General features: G+C 69.8%; 14 protein-coding genes. All 14 read left to right on the top strand.

The features are described from left to right. The first annotated feature begins 349 nt into the window (after positions 1-349). Genes CP967_RS13935 through nuoN form a run of 14 tightly spaced genes read left to right on the top strand, consistent with a single transcriptional unit; the run spans position 350 to position 16413 of the window. Entirely contained in the window at positions 350-709 is a 360-nt protein-coding gene (locus tag CP967_RS13935) for an NADH-quinone oxidoreductase subunit A (RefSeq protein WP_031093067.1), read from the top strand. 18 nt (positions 710-727) lie between these two features. Beyond that, positions 728-1282: a NuoB/complex I 20 kDa subunit family protein gene (locus tag CP967_RS13930; protein ID WP_150488295.1), complete on the top strand. Its 555-nt coding sequence runs from the start codon at positions 728-730 to the stop codon at positions 1280-1282. 8 nt (positions 1283-1290) lie between these two features. Further along, complete coding sequence (locus CP967_RS13925) at positions 1291-1995, top strand: NADH-quinone oxidoreductase subunit C (protein ID WP_229888513.1); 705 nt, start codon at positions 1291-1293, stop codon at positions 1993-1995. Further along, entirely contained in the window at positions 1995-3317 is a 1323-nt protein-coding gene (locus tag CP967_RS13920; RefSeq protein ID WP_150488293.1) for an NADH-quinone oxidoreductase subunit D, read from the top strand. Before CP967_RS13925 ends, CP967_RS13920 begins: the two co-directional genes overlap by 1 nt. Positions 3318-3346: 29 nt before the next feature. Next, entirely contained in the window at positions 3347-4162 is an 816-nt protein-coding gene (gene nuoE, locus CP967_RS13915) for an NADH-quinone oxidoreductase subunit NuoE (protein WP_150491837.1), read from the top strand. Further along, entirely contained in the window at positions 4162-5535 is a 1374-nt protein-coding gene (gene nuoF, locus CP967_RS13910) for an NADH-quinone oxidoreductase subunit NuoF (RefSeq protein WP_150488292.1), read from the top strand. Before nuoE ends, nuoF begins: the two co-directional genes overlap by 1 nt. Next, on the top strand, positions 5532-8057 hold the full coding sequence (locus CP967_RS13905) for an NADH-quinone oxidoreductase subunit G (RefSeq protein WP_150488291.1): 2526 nt from the start codon (positions 5532-5534) through the stop codon (positions 8055-8057). Before nuoF ends, CP967_RS13905 begins: the two co-directional genes overlap by 4 nt. After that, entirely contained in the window at positions 8054-9457 is a 1404-nt protein-coding gene (nuoH, locus tag CP967_RS13900) for an NADH-quinone oxidoreductase subunit NuoH (RefSeq protein WP_150488290.1), read from the top strand. The genes CP967_RS13905 and nuoH overlap by 4 nt, the downstream gene beginning before the upstream one ends. Continuing rightward, entirely contained in the window at positions 9450-10046 is a 597-nt protein-coding gene (nuoI, locus tag CP967_RS13895; RefSeq protein WP_150488289.1) for an NADH-quinone oxidoreductase subunit NuoI, read from the top strand. The genes nuoH and nuoI overlap by 8 nt, the downstream gene beginning before the upstream one ends. After that, positions 10043-10933 carry an NADH-quinone oxidoreductase subunit J gene (locus CP967_RS13890; RefSeq protein WP_150488288.1) on the top strand — a complete coding sequence of 297 codons (891 nt, stop codon included), beginning with the start codon at positions 10043-10045 and terminating at the stop codon, positions 10931-10933. Before nuoI ends, CP967_RS13890 begins: the two co-directional genes overlap by 4 nt. Next, the gene (nuoK, locus tag CP967_RS13885) at positions 10930-11229 is read left to right on the top strand and encodes an NADH-quinone oxidoreductase subunit NuoK (protein ID WP_073744124.1); all 300 of its coding nucleotides are present in this window, start codon (positions 10930-10932) and stop codon (positions 11227-11229) included. The genes CP967_RS13890 and nuoK overlap by 4 nt, the downstream gene beginning before the upstream one ends. Positions 11230-11241: 12 nt before the next feature. After that, positions 11242-13137, top strand: a complete 1896-nt coding sequence (gene nuoL / locus CP967_RS13880; RefSeq protein WP_150488287.1) for an NADH-quinone oxidoreductase subunit L — start codon at positions 11242-11244, stop codon at positions 13135-13137. Positions 13138-13141: 4 nt separating this feature from the next. Then, positions 13142-14713, top strand: a complete 1572-nt coding sequence (locus tag CP967_RS13875; protein ID WP_150488286.1) for an NADH-quinone oxidoreductase subunit M — start codon at positions 13142-13144, stop codon at positions 14711-14713. Continuing rightward, positions 14710-16413: an NADH-quinone oxidoreductase subunit NuoN gene (gene nuoN, locus CP967_RS13870; RefSeq protein WP_190175158.1), complete on the top strand. Its 1704-nt coding sequence runs from the start codon at positions 14710-14712 to the stop codon at positions 16411-16413. Before CP967_RS13875 ends, nuoN begins: the two co-directional genes overlap by 4 nt. Positions 16414-16415 lie beyond the last annotated feature (2 nt).

Below are 16415 nucleotides of genomic sequence, written 5' to 3'. Positions count from 1 at the left end.
TGCTATACCACCTCCTCCGTGTCCAGCGCCAATTTGCTTGTAGGGTCCGTCCATTGATAGTGCGCGACCCCTTTGACCTGCCAAGACGACATCGAATGTCACGTCTGGTGATCACTCGACCGCTTCGCGTGTGAAGATCACCGCTCATCCGACTTCATGATCGTTCGTCAGGTGGTGGAGATCACAAAGACGTTGGTGTACCCCGTGTCGCAGATCACAGGACGGCGGGCATAGGATGCGGGGCAGTCGGGCTTGTGAACTGCCTCACATGTGCACGATCTTGATGAGGTGGCGAGCCGGTCGCCCGATGCGGTCCAACGGTCAAGGACGACTGGAAGGAGCGAGGAGCGTGAATGCCTACGCGCCCATCCTCGTGCTCGGCGCCCTGGGGGCAGGGTTTGCGATCTTCTCCGTGGTCATGGCCACGCTTATCGGCCCCAGGCGGTACAACCGGGCAAAGCTCGAAGCGTACGAGTGCGGTATCGAACCCACACCCACGCCGGCCGGAGGCGGCCGCTTCCCCATCAAGTACTACCTGACGGCGATGCTGTTCATCGTCTTCGACATCGAGATCGTCTTCCTCTATCCCTGGGCGGTCACCTTCGACGCCCTGGGGATCTTCGGGCTCGTGGAGATGCTGCTCTTCGTGCTCACCGTCTTCGTCGCCTACGCGTATGTGTGGCGCCGGGGCGGCCTGGAATGGGACTGAGGGGCTGAGGGGCACACCATGGGACTCGAAGAGAAGCTGCCCAGCGGCTTCGTTCTGACCACCGTCGAGCAGGCGGCCGGCTGGGTGCGGAAGTCATCCGTCTTCCCGGCGACCTTCGGCCTCGCCTGTTGCGCCATCGAGATGATGACCACCGGGGCCGGCCGCTACGACCTGGCCCGTTTCGGCATGGAGGTCTTCCGCGGCTCGCCGCGGCAGGCGGACCTGATGATCGTGGCGGGGCGGGTGAGCCAGAAGATGGCGCCCGTCCTGAGGCAGGTCTACGACCAGATGCCGAGCCCCAAGTGGGTCATCTCCATGGGCGTCTGCGCATCGTCGGGCGGCATGTTCAACAACTACGCCATCGTGCAGGGCGTGGACCACATCGTCCCGGTCGACATCTATCTGCCGGGCTGTCCGCCGCGTCCCGAGATGCTGATGGACGCCATCCTCAAGCTCCACCAGAAGATCCAGAACACCAAGCTGGGGGTCAACGCCGAGGAGGCCGCCCGCGAGGCGGAGGAGGCGGCCCTCAAGGCGCTCCCCCTGATCGAGATGAAGGGGCTGCTGCGGTGAGCGAGGAGATGAACACCAACAGCGGCCAGGTGCCCGCGCCCGCTTCGGCCCAGGGCGAGACCATCGGCGTACGCAGGGGCATGTTCGGCGCGAACAACGGCGGCGACACCTCCGGTTACGGCGGCCTGGTCCGCACCGTCACCCTGCCGGGCGCCACGTCCCGGCCGTACGGCGGCTGGTTCGACGAGGTGGCCGACGAGCTGGAGGGGGCCCTGGAGGAGCAGGGGCTGCCGCCGGCCGCCGCCGTCGAGAAGACGGTCGTCGACCGCGGCGAACTCACCTTCCACATCGCCCGCGAGCACCTGCCGCAGGTCGCCCGGACCCTCCGCGACGACCCCGCCCTGCGCTTCGAGCTCTGCACCGGGGTCAGCGGGGTCCACTACCTGGGGGACGAGGGCCGCGAGCTGCACGCGGTCTACCACCTGCGCTCCCTCACCCACGGGCGGCTGATCCGCCTGGAGGTGTCCGCCCCGGACAGCGATCCGCACATCCCGTCCCTGGTCGGGGTCTACCCGACCAACGACTGGCACGAGCGCGAGACCTACGACTTCTTCGGGCTGGTCTTCGACGGGCACCCCGCCCTGACCCGGATCATGATGCCGGACGACTGGCAGGGCTTCCCGCAGCGCAAGGACTACCCCCTCGGCGGCATCGCCGTCGAGTACAAGGGCGCCCAGATCCCGGCTCCGGACCAGCGGAGGTCGTACAGCTGATGACCACTCCTCACGCCACCCACCGCACCACGACCGAGGGGACTGTGTACACAGTCACCGGCGGCGACTGGGACGAGGTCGTCGAGTCCGCCGCCAAGGCGGACGACGAGCGCATCATCGTCAACATGGGTCCCCAGCACCCGTCCACCCACGGGGTGCTGCGGCTGATCCTGGAGATCGACGGCGAGACCGTCAAGGAAGCCCGCTGCGGCATCGGCTACCTGCACACCGGCATCGAGAAGAACCTCGAGTTCCGCAGCTGGACGCAGGGCACCACCTTCGTCACGCGCATGGACTACCTGACCCCGTTCTTCAACGAGGCCGCCTACTGCCTCGGGGTCGAGAAGCTCCTCGGCATCGAGGACCAGATCCCCGACCGGGCGACCGTCCTGCGCGTCCTGCTGATGGAGCTCAACCGGATCTCCTCGCACCTGGTGTGCGTCGCCACCGGCGGTATGGAGCTGGGCGCCACGACGATCATGATCTACGGCTTCCGTGACCGTGAACTCATCCTGGACCTCTTCGAGCTGATCACCGGCCTGAGGATGAACCACGCGTTCATCCGGCCCGGCGGCCTCGCCCAGGACCTGCCCCCGGGCGCGGTCGACAAGATCCGCGACTTCCTCGGGACCATGAGGAAGAACCTCGCGGAGTACGACAAGCTGGCCACCGGCAACCCCATCTTCAAGGCCCGCATGCAGGACGTCGGCTACCTCGACCTCACCGGCTGCATGGCGCTCGGCGCGACCGGCCCGGTGCTCAGGTCGGCGGGCCTCCCGCACGACCTGCGCCGCACCGACCCGTACTGCGGTTACGAGACCTACGACTTCGACGTCCCCACCGCGGACACCTGCGACGCCTACGGGCGCTTCCTCATCCGCCTGGAGGAGATGCGCCAGTCGCTCAGGATCGTCGAACAGTGCCTGGACCGCCTGGAGCCGGGCCCGGTCATGGTCGGCGACAAGAAGATCGCCTGGCCCGCGCAGCTCGCGCTCGGCCCCGACGGCCTCGGCAACTCGCTCGACCACATCAGGAAGATCATGGGCACCTCCATGGAGGCCCTGATCCACCACTTCAAGCTGGTGACCGAGGGCTTCCGGGTCCCGGCCGGGCAGACGTACACCGCCATAGAGTCCCCCAAGGGCGAACTCGGCGTGCACGTGGTCTCGGACGGCGGCACCCGCCCCTTCCGGGTCCACTTCCGCGACCCGTCCTTCACCAATCTGCAGGCCGTGGCGGCGATGTGCGAGGGCGGCCAGGTGGCCGACGTCATCGTCGCCGTCGCGTCCATCGACCCCGTGATGGGAGGCGTCGACCGGTGACCGCGTCCGACCGAGAAGTCAGCCTGGGGATGCCGCAGCTCCCCGCCCCCGCCTACCCGGCCGACGTACGCGCCCGGCTCGAAGCGGACGCGAAGGAGGTGATCGCCCGCTACCCCGGCAGCCGTTCCGCGCTCCTGCCGCTGCTGCACCTGGTGCAGTCCGAGGAAGGGCACGTCTCCCGTACGGGCATGGCCTTCTGCGCCGAGGTGCTCGGCCTCACCACCGCCGAGGTCACCGCCGTCGCCACCTTCTACACCATGTACCGGCGCCGGCCGAGCGGTGACTACCAGGTGGGGGTCTGCACCAACACCCTCTGCGCGGTCATGGGCGGCGACGCCATCTTCGACCGGCTCAAGGACCACCTCGGCGTCGGCAACGACGAGACCACCGAGGACGGCAAGGTCACCCTCGAACACATCGAGTGCAACGCGGCCTGCGACTACGCGCCCGTGGTGATGGTCAACTGGGAGTTCTTCGACAACCAGACCCCCGAGAGCGCCACCGCCCTCGTGGACGACCTGATCGCCGGCCGCCCCGTCGCACCCACCCGCGGCGCCCCCCTGTGCACCTACAAGGAGACGGCCCGGATCCTGGCCGGCTTCCCCGACACCCGGCCCGGAGCCGTCGAGGCGAGCGGCGGGGCCGGAGCCGCCTCGCTGATCGGGCTGAAGCTGGCCAAGGGCGAGGCCACCGGCCCGGCCCGGGTGGTCGGCCCGCGCGGGGAGGCCCCGCACGAGCGCCCCCAGAAGGGCGCCGGGCACCTCAGTTCCCACGACGCACCGCAGCAGACCGCGGCCTCGGACCCGGACAACCCGGCCGGGCCCGCAGCCGAGGAGGGGGAGTGATGACGTTGGCAGCCGAGATCGACAGGGACGGAACCAGCCCGGAGAAGCTCCTGGCCCCGGTGCTGTCCGCCTTCTGGGACGAGGAGAGGTCCTGGACGCTGGACACCTACCGCCGCCACGAGGGGTACGAGGGCCTGCGCAAGGCGCTGGCCATGTCACCGGACGACCTCATCGCCTATGTGAAGGACTCCGGTCTGCGCGGACGCGGCGGCGCCGGCTTCCCCACCGGCATGAAGTGGCAGTTCATCCCGCAGGGCGACGGCAAGCCGCACTACCTGGTGGTCAACGCCGACGAGTCGGAACCGGGCACCTGCAAGGACATCCCGCTCCTCTTCGCCAACCCGCACAGCCTGATCGAGGGCATCGTGATCGCCTGCTACGCGATCCGCTCCTCGCACGCCTTCATCTACCTGCGCGGCGAGGTCGTGCCCGTACTGCGGCGGCTGCACGAGGCCGTACGCGAGGCATACGAGGCGGGCTACCTCGGCAAGGACATCCTGGGCTCGGGCCTCGACCTGGAACTCACCGTGCACGCGGGCGCGGGCGCCTACATCTGCGGTGAGGAGACGGCGCTGCTCGACTCCCTCGAAGGACGGCGCGGCCAGCCCCGGCTGCGTCCCCCCTTCCCCGCCGTCGCCGGTCTGTACGCCTGCCCCACCGTGGTGAACAACGTCGAGTCCATCGCCTCGGTTCCCTCGATCCTGAACAAGGGCAAGGACTGGTTCAAGTCCATGGGCAGCGAGAAGTCCCCGGGCTTCACGCTCTACTCGCTCAGCGGCCACGTCGCCGGCCCCGGCCAGTACGAGGCCCCGCTCGGCATCACCCTGCGCCAGCTGCTCGACATGAGCGGCGGGATGCGGCCCGGCCACCGGCTGAAGTTCTGGACGCCGGGCGGCTCCTCCACCCCGATGTTCACCGAGGAGCACCTCGACGTCCCCCTCGACTACGAGGGCGTCGGCGCCGCCGGGTCCATGCTCGGCACCAAGGCGCTCCAGTGCTTCGACGAGACCACCTGCGTGGTCCGCGCCGTCACCCGCTGGACCGAGTTCTACGCCCACGAGTCCTGCGGCAAGTGCACACCCTGCCGCGAGGGGACGTACTGGCTCGTCCAGCTCCTCCGCGACATCGAGGCCGGCAAGGGCGCCATGAGCGACCTCGACAAGCTGAACGACATCGCCGACAACATCAACGGCAAGTCCTTCTGCGCCCTCGGCGACGGCGCCGCCTCGCCGATCTTCTCCTCGCTGAAGTACTTCCGCGAGGAGTACGAGCAGCACATCACCGGCAAGGGCTGCCCCTTCGACCCCGCCAGGTCGACTCTCTGGGCCGACGACAAGGACGACACGAACGCTCACCGGGGGGTGAACGCATGACAGTCACGACGAGTGCGCCCTCCGGGGGCGGCGAGGCGGCCGTTCCGCCCGAGGACCTGGTCACGCTGACCATCGACGGCATCGAGATCTCCGTGCCCAAGGGCACCCTGGTCATCCGGGCCGCCGAACTCCTCGGCATCGAGATCCCGCGCTTCTGCGACCATCCGCTGCTCGACCCGGCCGGTGCCTGCCGGCAGTGCATCGTCGAGGTGGAGGGCCAGCGCAAGCCGATGGCCTCCTGCACCATCACCTGCACCGACGGCATGGTGGTCAGGTCGCAGCTCACCTCACCGGTCGCGGAGAAGGCCCAGAAGGGGGTGATGGAGCTCCTGCTCATCAACCACCCGCTGGACTGCCCGGTCTGCGACAAGGGCGGCGAGTGCCCCCTGCAGAACCAGGCCGTCTCGCACGGACAGGCCGACTCCCGCTTCGACGGGAAGAAGCGGACGTACGAGAAGCCGGTCCCGATCTCCACCCAGGTGCTGCTGGACCGCGAGCGGTGCGTGCTCTGCGCCCGCTGCACCCGGTTCTCCAACCAGGTGGCGGGCGACCCGATGATCGAGCTGATCGAGCGCGGCGCGCTCCAGCAGGTCGGTACGGGCGAGGGCGACCCCTTCCAGTCGTACTTCTCCGGCAACACCATCCAGATCTGCCCGGTCGGGGCGCTCACCTCGGCGGCGTACCGCTTCCGCTCCCGCCCCTTCGACCTGGTGTCCTCCCCGTCGGTGTGCGAGCACTGCGCCGGCGGCTGCGCCACCCGGACCGACCACCGGCGCGGCAAGGTCATGCGGCGGCTCGCCGCCGACGACCCCGAGGTCAACGAGGAGTGGCTCTGCGACAAGGGCCGCTTCGGCTTCCGCTACGCCCAGCAGCGCGACCGCCTCACCACCCCGCTGGTACGCAACGCCGACGGGGTCCTGGAGCCGGCGGGCTGGCCGGAGGCGCTGGCCGCCGCGGCGGCCGGACTCTCGGCGGCACGCGGCCGGACCGGTGTCCTCACCGGCGGCCGGCTCACCGTCGAGGACGCCTACGCGTACAGCAAGTTCGCCCGGGTCGCGCTGGACACCAACGACATCGACTTCCGGGCCCGGGTGCACAGCGCGGAGGAGGCCGGCTTCCTCGCCGCGCGGGTCGCCGGCCGCGGCCGCGACCTGGACGGCACGGGTGTCACCTACACCGCGCTGGAGAAGGCGCCGGCCGTCCTGCTGGTGGGCTTCGAGTCGGAGGAGGAGGCCCCCGGCGTCTTCCTGCGGCTGCGCAAGGCCCACCGCAAGCACGGGCAGCGGACCTTCTCCCTCGCCCCGTACGCCACCCGGGGCCTGACGAAGTCGGGCGGCACCCTGCTCCCCGCCGCCCCGGGCACCGAGACCGAATGGCTGGACGCACTGGCGGGCGGGGTCGGCCTGGAGGCCGACGGCACCGCCGCGGCCGAGGCGCTGCGCGGTGACGGGGCACTGATCGTGATCGGTGAACGGCTCGCCGGGGTGCCCGGTGCGCTGACCGCCGCCCTGCGCACCGCCGCCGCCACCGGCGCCACACCGGTGTGGATCCCGCGCCGGGCCGGCGAACGCGGCGCCCTGGAGGCGGGCGCGCTCCCGTCGGTGCTGCCCGGCGGCCGTCCGGCGGCCGACCCGCGGGCCCGGGAAGAGGTGGCGTCCCTCTGGGGCGTGGCCGGACTCCCCGGCCGCTTGGGGCGGGACACCGGCCAGATCGTGGAGGCGGCCGCCTCCGGTGAACTGGCCGCCCTGCTGGTCGCGGGCGTCGACCCGGAGGACCTGCCCGACCCGGCGCTGGCCCTGGCGGCCCTGGACGAGGTCCCCTTCCTCGTCTCGCTGGAGCTCCGGCCGGGCGCGGTGACCGAGCGGGCCGACGTGGTGCTGCCCGTCGCCGCCGTCGCCGAGAAGCCCGGCACCTTCCTGAACTGGGAGGGCAGGGCCCGGATGTTCGAAGCCGCGCTGAAGCCCGAACAGCTCACCCGCACCCTCTGCCCGACCGACGCCCGGGTGCTGCACATGCTGGCCGACGCCCTCGACGTACACCTGGGGCTGCCGGACCTGGCGGCCGCCCGGCGGGAGCTGGACCGGCTCGGCGGATGGCAGGGCCCGTGGGCCGACGACCCGCGGACGCAGTCCCGGCCGGTTCCCCGGCCCGGCGACGGCGAGGCGGTCCTGGCGGGCCACCGGATGCTGCTCGACCGGGGCCTCCTCCAGGTGGGCGACGAGGCGCTGGCCGGCACCCGGCACCCGGCGCTCGCCCGGCTCTCCGCGGCGACCGCCGCCGAGACCGGGGTGAAGGACGGCGACCTGCTCGCCGTCAGCGGCCCGGCCGGCACCACCGAACTCCCGCTGGCGGTCACCGACATGCCGGACCGGGTGGTCTGGCTGCCGCTCGACTCCACCGGCCGGGGGGTCCTGGCCGACACGGGTGTGCGGCCGGGCGGACTGGTCCGGATCCACCCCGCCGCCCCGGGGGCCCACGCCGTACCGGCGGACGCAGTCGTGACATCGGAGGTAGGAGAGTGACCGGCCTCGCTCAACTCGCCACGGCCCCCCGGGGGACCGTACTGGCCGCCGAGGATCTCTCGATGTTCGGCACGGACCCGTGGTGGCTCGTCGTCGTCAAGGCGGTGTTCTGCTTCGCGTTCCTGATGGTGACGGTGCTCTTCTCCATCGTCTGGGAGCGCAAGGTCGTCGCCTGGATGCAGCTGCGCATCGGCCCGAACCGGCACGGCCCCTGGGGCATGCTCCAGTCGCTCGCCGACGGCGTGAAGCTGATGCTCAAGGAAGACGTCGTCGTCAAGCGGGCCGACAAGGTCGTCTACGTCCTGGCGCCGGTCATCGCCGCCGCACCGGCGTTCATGGCGATCGCGGTGATCCCGTTCGGCCCGGCCGACGGCCAGGTGTCGATCTTCGGTCACCGTACGACGATGCAGCTCACCGACCTGCCGATCGCGATGCTCTACATCCTCGCGGTCGCCTCCGTCGGCATCTACGGCATCGTGCTCGCCGGCTGGTCCTCCGGATCGACGTACCCGCTGCTCGGCGGACTGCGCTCCTGCGCCCAGATGATCAGCTACGAGATCGCGATGGGCGCCGCGTTCGCCTCGGTGTTCCTCTACTCCGGGTCGATGTCGACCTCGCAGATCGTCGAGGCGCAGGCGGACCGCTGGTTCGTGATCCTGCTGCCGGTCTCCTTCATCATCTACGTCGTCACGATGGTCGGGGAGACCAACCGCGCGCCGTTCGACATGCCCGAGTCCGAGGGCGACCTGGTCGGCGGCTTCAACACCGAGTACTCCTCGATCAAGTTCGCGATGTTCATGCTCGCGGAGTACGTCAACATGGTCACCGTCTCCGCGGTCTCGGTGACGCTGTTCCTGGGCGGCTGGCGGGCCCCGTACCCGATCAGCACCTTCTGGGAGGGCGCCAACCAGGGCTGGTGGCCGATGCTCTGGTTCGTCCTCAAGGTCCAGCTGCTCCTCTTCTTCTTCATCTGGCTGCGCGGCACGCTCCCGCGGGTCCGCTACGACCAGCTGATGAAGCTCGGCTGGAAGGTCCTCATCCCGGTCTCCGTGGTCTGGCTGATGCTGGTCGCCACGGTCAGGGCGCTGCGCAACGAGGGCTACGACTTCTCGCAGATCGTGTACTACGTCGTCGGCGCGGTCATCGCGGTCCTGCTGATCTCCTTCGTCGCCGACACCTTCCGCGACCGCAAGGCCCGGGCCGAGGAGGAAGCGGCGCCGCCGGAGCGGGAGTTCGACCCGATGGCGGGCGGATTCCCGGTGCCGCCGCTGCCCGGCCAGAGCCTGCCGCCGGTACCGCGCCGCACACCGCGACGCGAGCGGGAGCTCGTTGTCAGTGGCGGGCCTGACACTCAGAGTGACGACCTCGCGGGTAACGGAAAGGAGGCCGACGGTGTCTGAGCCATCGGAGCCCTCAGGGGACAAGTTCATGAACCCGGTCGCGGGCTTCGGCGTGACCTTCAAGGCCATGTTCAAGAAGCGGCTGACCGAGCAGTATCCGGAGACGCCGAAGGTCACGGCACCGCGCTTCCACGGCCGGCACCAGCTCAACCGCCACCCCGACGGCCTGGAGAAATGCGTCGGCTGCGAGCTGTGCGCCTGGGCGTGTCCCGCCGACGCGATCTACGTGGAGGGCGCGGACAACACCGACGAGGAGCGCTACTCCCCCGGGGAGCGCTACGGCCGCGTCTACCAGATCAACTACGCGCGCTGCATCCTGTGCGGGCTCTGCATCGAGGCGTGCCCCACCCGGGCACTGACCATGACCAACGAGTTCGAGCTGGCCAACACCACCCGCGCGAGCCTCATCTACACCAAGGACGAGCTCCTCGCGGGGCTGGAGGAGGGCATGGTCGACAGCCCGCACGCCATCTACCCCGGTATGGACGAACAGGACTACTACCGCGGTCTGGTGACCGGGGCCGCCCCCGGCACGGAGCGCCAGCAGGCCGTCTCCAAGGGTGAGGCCGACAAGGAGGTGGACGCGTGACCACCCCCCTGGCCGCAGCCGCCTCCACCCCGGAGGCCGTGCAGTTCTGGCTGCTGGGCACCGTCGCCGTCGTCGGCGCGCTCGCCACGGTCCTCATGAAGAAGGCCGTGCACAGCGCGCTGTCACTGGCCGGCACCATGATCGTGCTGGCGGTCTTCTACCTCGCCAACGGCGCGTACTTCCTCGGCATCGTCCAGATCGTCGTCTACACCGGCGCGATCATGATGCTGTTCCTCTTCGTCGTCATGCTCGTCGGCGTCACCGCGGCGGACTCCCTGAAGGAGACCATCAAGGGGCAGCGCTGGCTGGCCGTGGGCTGCGGACTCGGCTTCGGCATCCTCCTGATCGCCGGTATCGGCCAGGCCTCGCTGAGCCACTTCGCCGGCCTCGGCGCCGCGAACGCCCTGCACGGCGGGAACGTCGAGGGCCTGGCCAACCTCATCTTCACCAAGTACGTCTTCGCGTTCGAGATCACCGGCGCCCTGCTGATCACGGCGACGGTCGGCGCGATGCTGCTGACCCACCAGGAGCGCACCGAACGCGCCAGGACGCAGCGGGAGCTCTCCCAGGAGAGGGTGCGCACCGCCCAGGTACCGCCGCTGCCCGCCCCGGGCGTCTACGCCCGGCATAACGCGGTGGACATCGCCGGCCTCCTTCCGGACGGCACCCCGTCCGAGCTGACGGTCATGCAGACCCTGCGCAGGCGCGGCCAGATCCGGGACGTGTCCGGTGAGGCGCTCGCCGACCTCAAGGCGCTGGAGCAGCGGTCCGGTGAGCGCCTCGGCCGGATCCCGGCCGACCGGGCCCAGGTATCGAAGAACCAGGCGTCCGGGACCGTCCGGGCGCCGGAGGACCACGCGGACGAAGGGGAGGAGGTCGCCAAGTGAATCCGGTCAACTACCTCTACCTCGCGGCCCTGCTGTTCACCATCGGTGCCTCCGGGGTGCTGATCCGGCGGAACGCGATCGTGGTGTTCATGTGCATCGAACTGATGCTGAACGCCTGCAACCTCGCGCTGGTCGCGTTCTCCCGGATGCACGGCAACCTCGACGGCCAGATCATCGCCTTCTTCACGATGGTCGTCGCCGCCGCGGAGGTCGTGGTCGGACTCGCGATCATCGTGTCGCTGTTCCGCTCCCGCCACTCGGCCTCGGTCGACGACGCCAGCCTGATGAAGCTGTAAGGGGTCGCAGTCGTGGAAAACCTGATCGCGCTGCTGGTCGCGGCGCCCCTGCTCGGAGCGGCGGTCCTGCTCTGCGGCGGCCGCCGGCTCGACCGGTCCGGCCACTGGATCGGCACCGTGCTCGCCGCGGCGTCCTTCGTCATCGGACTGCTGCTCTTCACCGACATGCTGGGCCGGGACGCCGAGGACCGCGCCCTGCACCAGAAGCTGTTCAGCTGGGTGCCCGTCGAGGGCTTCCAGGCCGATGTGGCCTTCCAGCTGGACCAGCTGTCCATGACGTTCGTCCTGCTGATCACCGGCGTGGGCACACTGATCCACGTCTACTCCATCGGCTACATGGAGCACGACGAACGCCGCCGCCGGTTCTTCGCCTACCTCAACCTCTTCCTCGCGGCGATGCTCGTCCTGGTCATCGCCGACAACTACCTGCTGCTCTACCTCGGGTGGGAGGGCGTCGGGCTGGCGTCGTACCTGCTCATCGGCTTCTGGCAGCACAAGCCCAGCGCGGCCACCGCCGCTAAGAAGGCGTTCCTGGTCAACCGCGTCGGTGACATCGGCCTGTCCATCGCGATCATGCTGATGTTCACCACCTTCGGTACGTTCGCCTTCGGCCCGGTGCTGGAGGCGGCCGGCGACACGGGCGAGGGCAAGCTCACCGCGATCGGGCTGATGCTGCTCCTCGCGGCCTGCGGCAAGTCCGCCCAGGTGCCGTTGCAGTCCTGGCTCGGCGACGCGATGGAGGGCCCGACCCCGGTCTCCGCCCTCATCCACGCGGCCACCATGGTCACCGCGGGGGTCTACCTCATCGTCCGCTCCGGCGCGATCTTCAACGGGGCGCCCGACGCGCAGCTGGTCGTCGTGATCGTCGGCGCGGTCACCCTGCTCTTCGGTGCGGTCGTCGGTTGCGCGAAGGACGACATCAAGAAGGCCCTCGCCGGCTCCACGATGTCCCAGATCGGCTACATGATCCTGGCCGCGGGCCTCGGCCCCGTGGGCTACGTCTTCGCGATCATGCACCTGGTGACGCACGGCTTCTTCAAGGCCGGGCTCTTCCTCGGCGCCGGGTCGGTCATGCACGGCATGAACGACGAGGTGGACATGCGCAAGTACGGCGGCCTGCGGAAGCACATGCCGGTCACCTTCGTCACCTTCGGCCTCGGGTACCTCGCGATCATCGGCTTCCCCGGCCTGTCCGGCTTCTTCTCCAAGGACATGATCATCGAGTCGGCCTTCGCCAAGGGCGGCACCGAGGGCTGGATCCTCGGTTCGGTGACCCTGCTGGGCGCCGCGATCACCGCGTTCTACATGACACGCGTGATGCTGATGACCTTCTTCGGCGAGAAGCGCTGGCAGCCGGACGCGAACGGCCACGAGCCGCACCCGCACGAGTCACCGAAGTCGATGACGATCCCGATGATCGTGCTGGCCTTCGGGTCGGTCTTCGCCGGCGGGTTCTTCTCCGTCGGCGACCGCTTCATGCACTGGCTGGAGCCGGTCACCGGGCACGACCACGGGCACGCCCCGGTCAGCGCGGCCACCGTCACCGCCGCCACCATGGTGGTCCTGGTCATCGGTGTCGCCGTCGCCTGGATGATGTACGGCCGCAAGCCGGTCCCCACCACCGCCCCGCGCGGCTCGCTGCTCACCCGGGCGGCCCGGCGCGACCTGCTCCAGGACGACTTCAACCACGTGGTCCTGGTCCGCGGCGGCGAACACCTCACCCGGTCCCTGGTCTACGTCGACCACACCCTGGTCGACGGCGTCGTCAACGGCACGGCCGCCTCCATGGGCGGGCTCTCCGGCCGGCTGCGCAAGCTGCAGAACGGCTACGCCCGCTCCTACGCGGTCTCGATGTTCGGCGGTACGGCGGTACTCATCGCCGCGACCCTGCTGATGAGGGCGGTCTGATCCCATGTCCTTTCCCCTCCTGACAGCGACGGCGGCCCTCCCGGCCATCGGGGCGATCGCCACCGCCGCCGTCCCGGCCGCGCGCCGCACGGCCGCCAAATGGACGGCGCTGCTCTTCTCCCTGGGCACGCTCGTCCTCGCGGGCGTCGTCTTCGCCCGCTTCGAGCCGGGCGGCGACCGCTACCAGCTCACCGAATCGCACGCCTGGATCAAGGACTTCGGCGTCCGGTACGAGCTGGGCGTCGACGGCATCGGGGTGGCGCTGCTCGGCCTCACCGCGCTGCTGATCCCCTTCGTCATCCTGGCCGGCTGGCACGACGCCGACCCCGACGGGAAGACCTCCTCGCGCTGGCGCCCCACCCAGGGCTTCTTCGCCCTGATCCTGATGGTGGAGGCGATGGTGATCCTCTCCTTCGAGGCCACCGACGTCTTCCTCTTCTACATCCTGTTCGAAGCCATGCTCATCCCGATGTACTTCCTCATCGGCGGCTTCGGCGACCGGGCGCACTCCGGCACCGAGGAGAACGCGGCGGCCCAGCGCAGCTACGCGGCCGTCAAGTTCCTCCTCTACAACCTGGCCGGCGGGCTCATCATGCTGGCCGCCGTCATCGGCCTCTACGTGGTCGCGGGCAGCTTCTCCCTCTCGGAGATCGCCGCGGCCCGCGCCGACGGCACCCTGGAGATGGCGAGCAGTACCGAGAAGTGGCTGTTCCTCGGCTTCTTCTTCGCCTTCGCGGTGAAGGCGCCGCTCTGGCCCCTGCACACCTGGCTGCCCAACGCCATGGGGGAGGCGACCACCCCGGTCGCCGTCCTGATCACCGCGGTCGTCGACAAGGTCGGCACCTTCGCGATGCTCCGCTTCTGCCTCCAGCTCTTCCCGGAGGCCAGCAAGTGGGCGACGCCGGTGATCATCGTCCTGGCGCTGGTCTCCATCATCTACGGGGCCCTGCTCGCGGTGGGCCAGCGGGACATCAAGCGGCTCATCGCCTACGCCTCGATCTCCCACTTCGGCTTCATCGTGCTGGGCATCTTCGCGATGACCAGCCAGGGCCAGTCCGGCGCGACCCTCTACATGGTCAACCACGGGATCTCGACGGCGGCGCTGATGCTGGTCGCGGGCTTCCTGATCACCCGGCGCGGCTCGCGCCTGATCGCCGACTACGGCGGGGTGCAGAAGGTCGCCCCGGTGCTGGCCGGGACCTTCCTGATCGGCGGCCTGGCGACGCTCTCGCTGCCCGGACTCGCCCCGTTCGTCAGTGAGTTCCTGGTCCTGGTCGGCGCGTTCAGCGCGTATCCGGCGGCCGGTGTCGTCGCCACCGTCGGCATCGTGCTCGCCGCGCTCTACGTCCTGGTCCTCTACCAGCGGACGATGACGGGGCCGGTCGAGGAGAGCGTGCGGGCGATGCCCGACCTCCGGGTCCGCGAGCTGGCGGTGGCCCTCCCGCTGATCGCCCTGCTGGTCTTCCTGGGGGTTTTCCCGAAGCCCGTCACCGAGATCGTGAACCCGGCGGTGCAGCACACCATGCAGGACGTACAGAAGAAGGACCCCCAGCCCGAGGTGGAGGCCGCCAAGTGAGCGCAACAGCTGTCCACGCACTGTGGACGACGGCGGGCGGGGTGACCTCCGCGGCGCCGGGCGACACCTTCACCGCACCGGACATCGAGTACGCCCAACTGGCGCCCGTGCTCATCGTGGTGGGCGCCGCCGTACTCGGCATCCTGGTGGAGGCGTTCCTCCCCCGCCGCACCCGGTACACCGCGCAGGTCTTCCTGACGGTCGTCGCGCTGGCCGCGTCGTTCGCCGCGGTCATCGGGCTGGCCGCCGACGGGTACGCGAAGAAGAGCGCGGGTCTCGCCGCCATGGGCGCCATCGCGGTGGACGGCCCGGCCCTCTTCCTCCAGGGCACGATCCTGCTGGTCGCGGTCTTCTCCGTCTTCACCTTCGCCGAGCGGCGCCTGGAACCGGCGGCCCACAAGGACGCGGCGTCCGCTGCCCGGACGAAGCCGGGAGCGTGGGGAAGGGTGGACTCCTTCGCGGCCCAGGCCGGTTCGGTCCCCGGCAGCGACAGCGAGAAGGCGGCGGTCAAGGCCGGCTTCACCACCACCGAGGTCTTCCCGCTGCTGCTGTTCTCGGTCGCGGGCCTGCTGGTCTTCCCGGCCGCCAACGACCTGCTGACCCTCTTCATCGCGCTGGAGGTGTTCTCCCTCCCGCTCTACCTCCTCTGCGCCGTCGCCCGCCGCAAGCGGCTGATGTCGCAGGAGGCCGCGGTGAAGTACTTCCTCCTCGGCTCCTTCTCCTCGGCCTTTCTGCTCTTCGGGATCGCCCTGCTCTACGGCTACGCGGGCACCGTCTCCTACGCCGGGATCGCGAGCGTGGTCGACGGCAGCGTCCAGGAGATCGATCCGGCGCTCGCCCAGACCATGGGCAACGACGCGCTGCTGCTGATCGGCGGCGCGCTGATCCTGATGGGCCTGCTCTTCAAGGTCGGCGCCGTGCCGTTCCACATGTGGACCCCGGACGTCTACCAGGGCGCCCCGACCCCGGTCACCGGCTTCATGGCCGCGGCCACCAAGGTCGCCGCCTTCGGCGCGCTGCTGCGCCTGCTGTACGTCGTCCTGCCGGGCCTCACCTGGGATCTGCGGCCGGTCATGTGGGGTGTCGCCATCGTCACGATGGTGGGCGGGGCGGTCGTCGCGATCACCCAGACCGACATCAAGCGGCTGCTGGCCTACTCCTCGATCGCGCACGCGGGCTTCATCCTCGCGGGCGTCATCGCGGCGAGTCCCGAGGGCGTCTCCTCGGTCCTCTTCTACCTGGCCGTCTACTCCTTCGTGACGGTCGGCGCGTTCGCCGTGGTCACCCTGGTGCGGGACGCGGGCGGAGAGGCGACCCACCTGTCGAAGTGGGCCGGACTGGGACGCCGTTCGCCGCTGACCGCGGCGGTCTTCGCGGTGTTCCTGCTGTCCTTCGCCGGCATCCCGCTCACCTCGGGCTTCTCCGGCAAGTTCGCCGTCTTCAAGGCGGCGGCCGACGGCGGGGCGTCCGGCCTGGTCGTCGTGGGTGTCATCTCCTCGGCGATCGCCGCGTTCTTCTACATCCGGGTCATCGTCCTGATGTTCTTCAGCGAGCCGAAGGCGGACGGCCCCACGGTCGCCGTCCCGTCCCCGCTGACGATGACCACGATCGCCGTGGGCGTCGCGGTCACCCTGGTGCTGGGCCTGGCCCCGCAGTACTTCCTCGACCTGGCGAACACCGCGGGAGTGTTCGTGCGGTGACG

It is taken from the genome of Streptomyces nitrosporeus (assembly GCF_008704555.1).
Lineage (GTDB): Bacteria > Actinomycetota > Actinomycetes > Streptomycetales > Streptomycetaceae > Streptomyces > Streptomyces nitrosporeus.
This window is presented reverse-complemented; position numbering and strand designations above follow the sequence as displayed.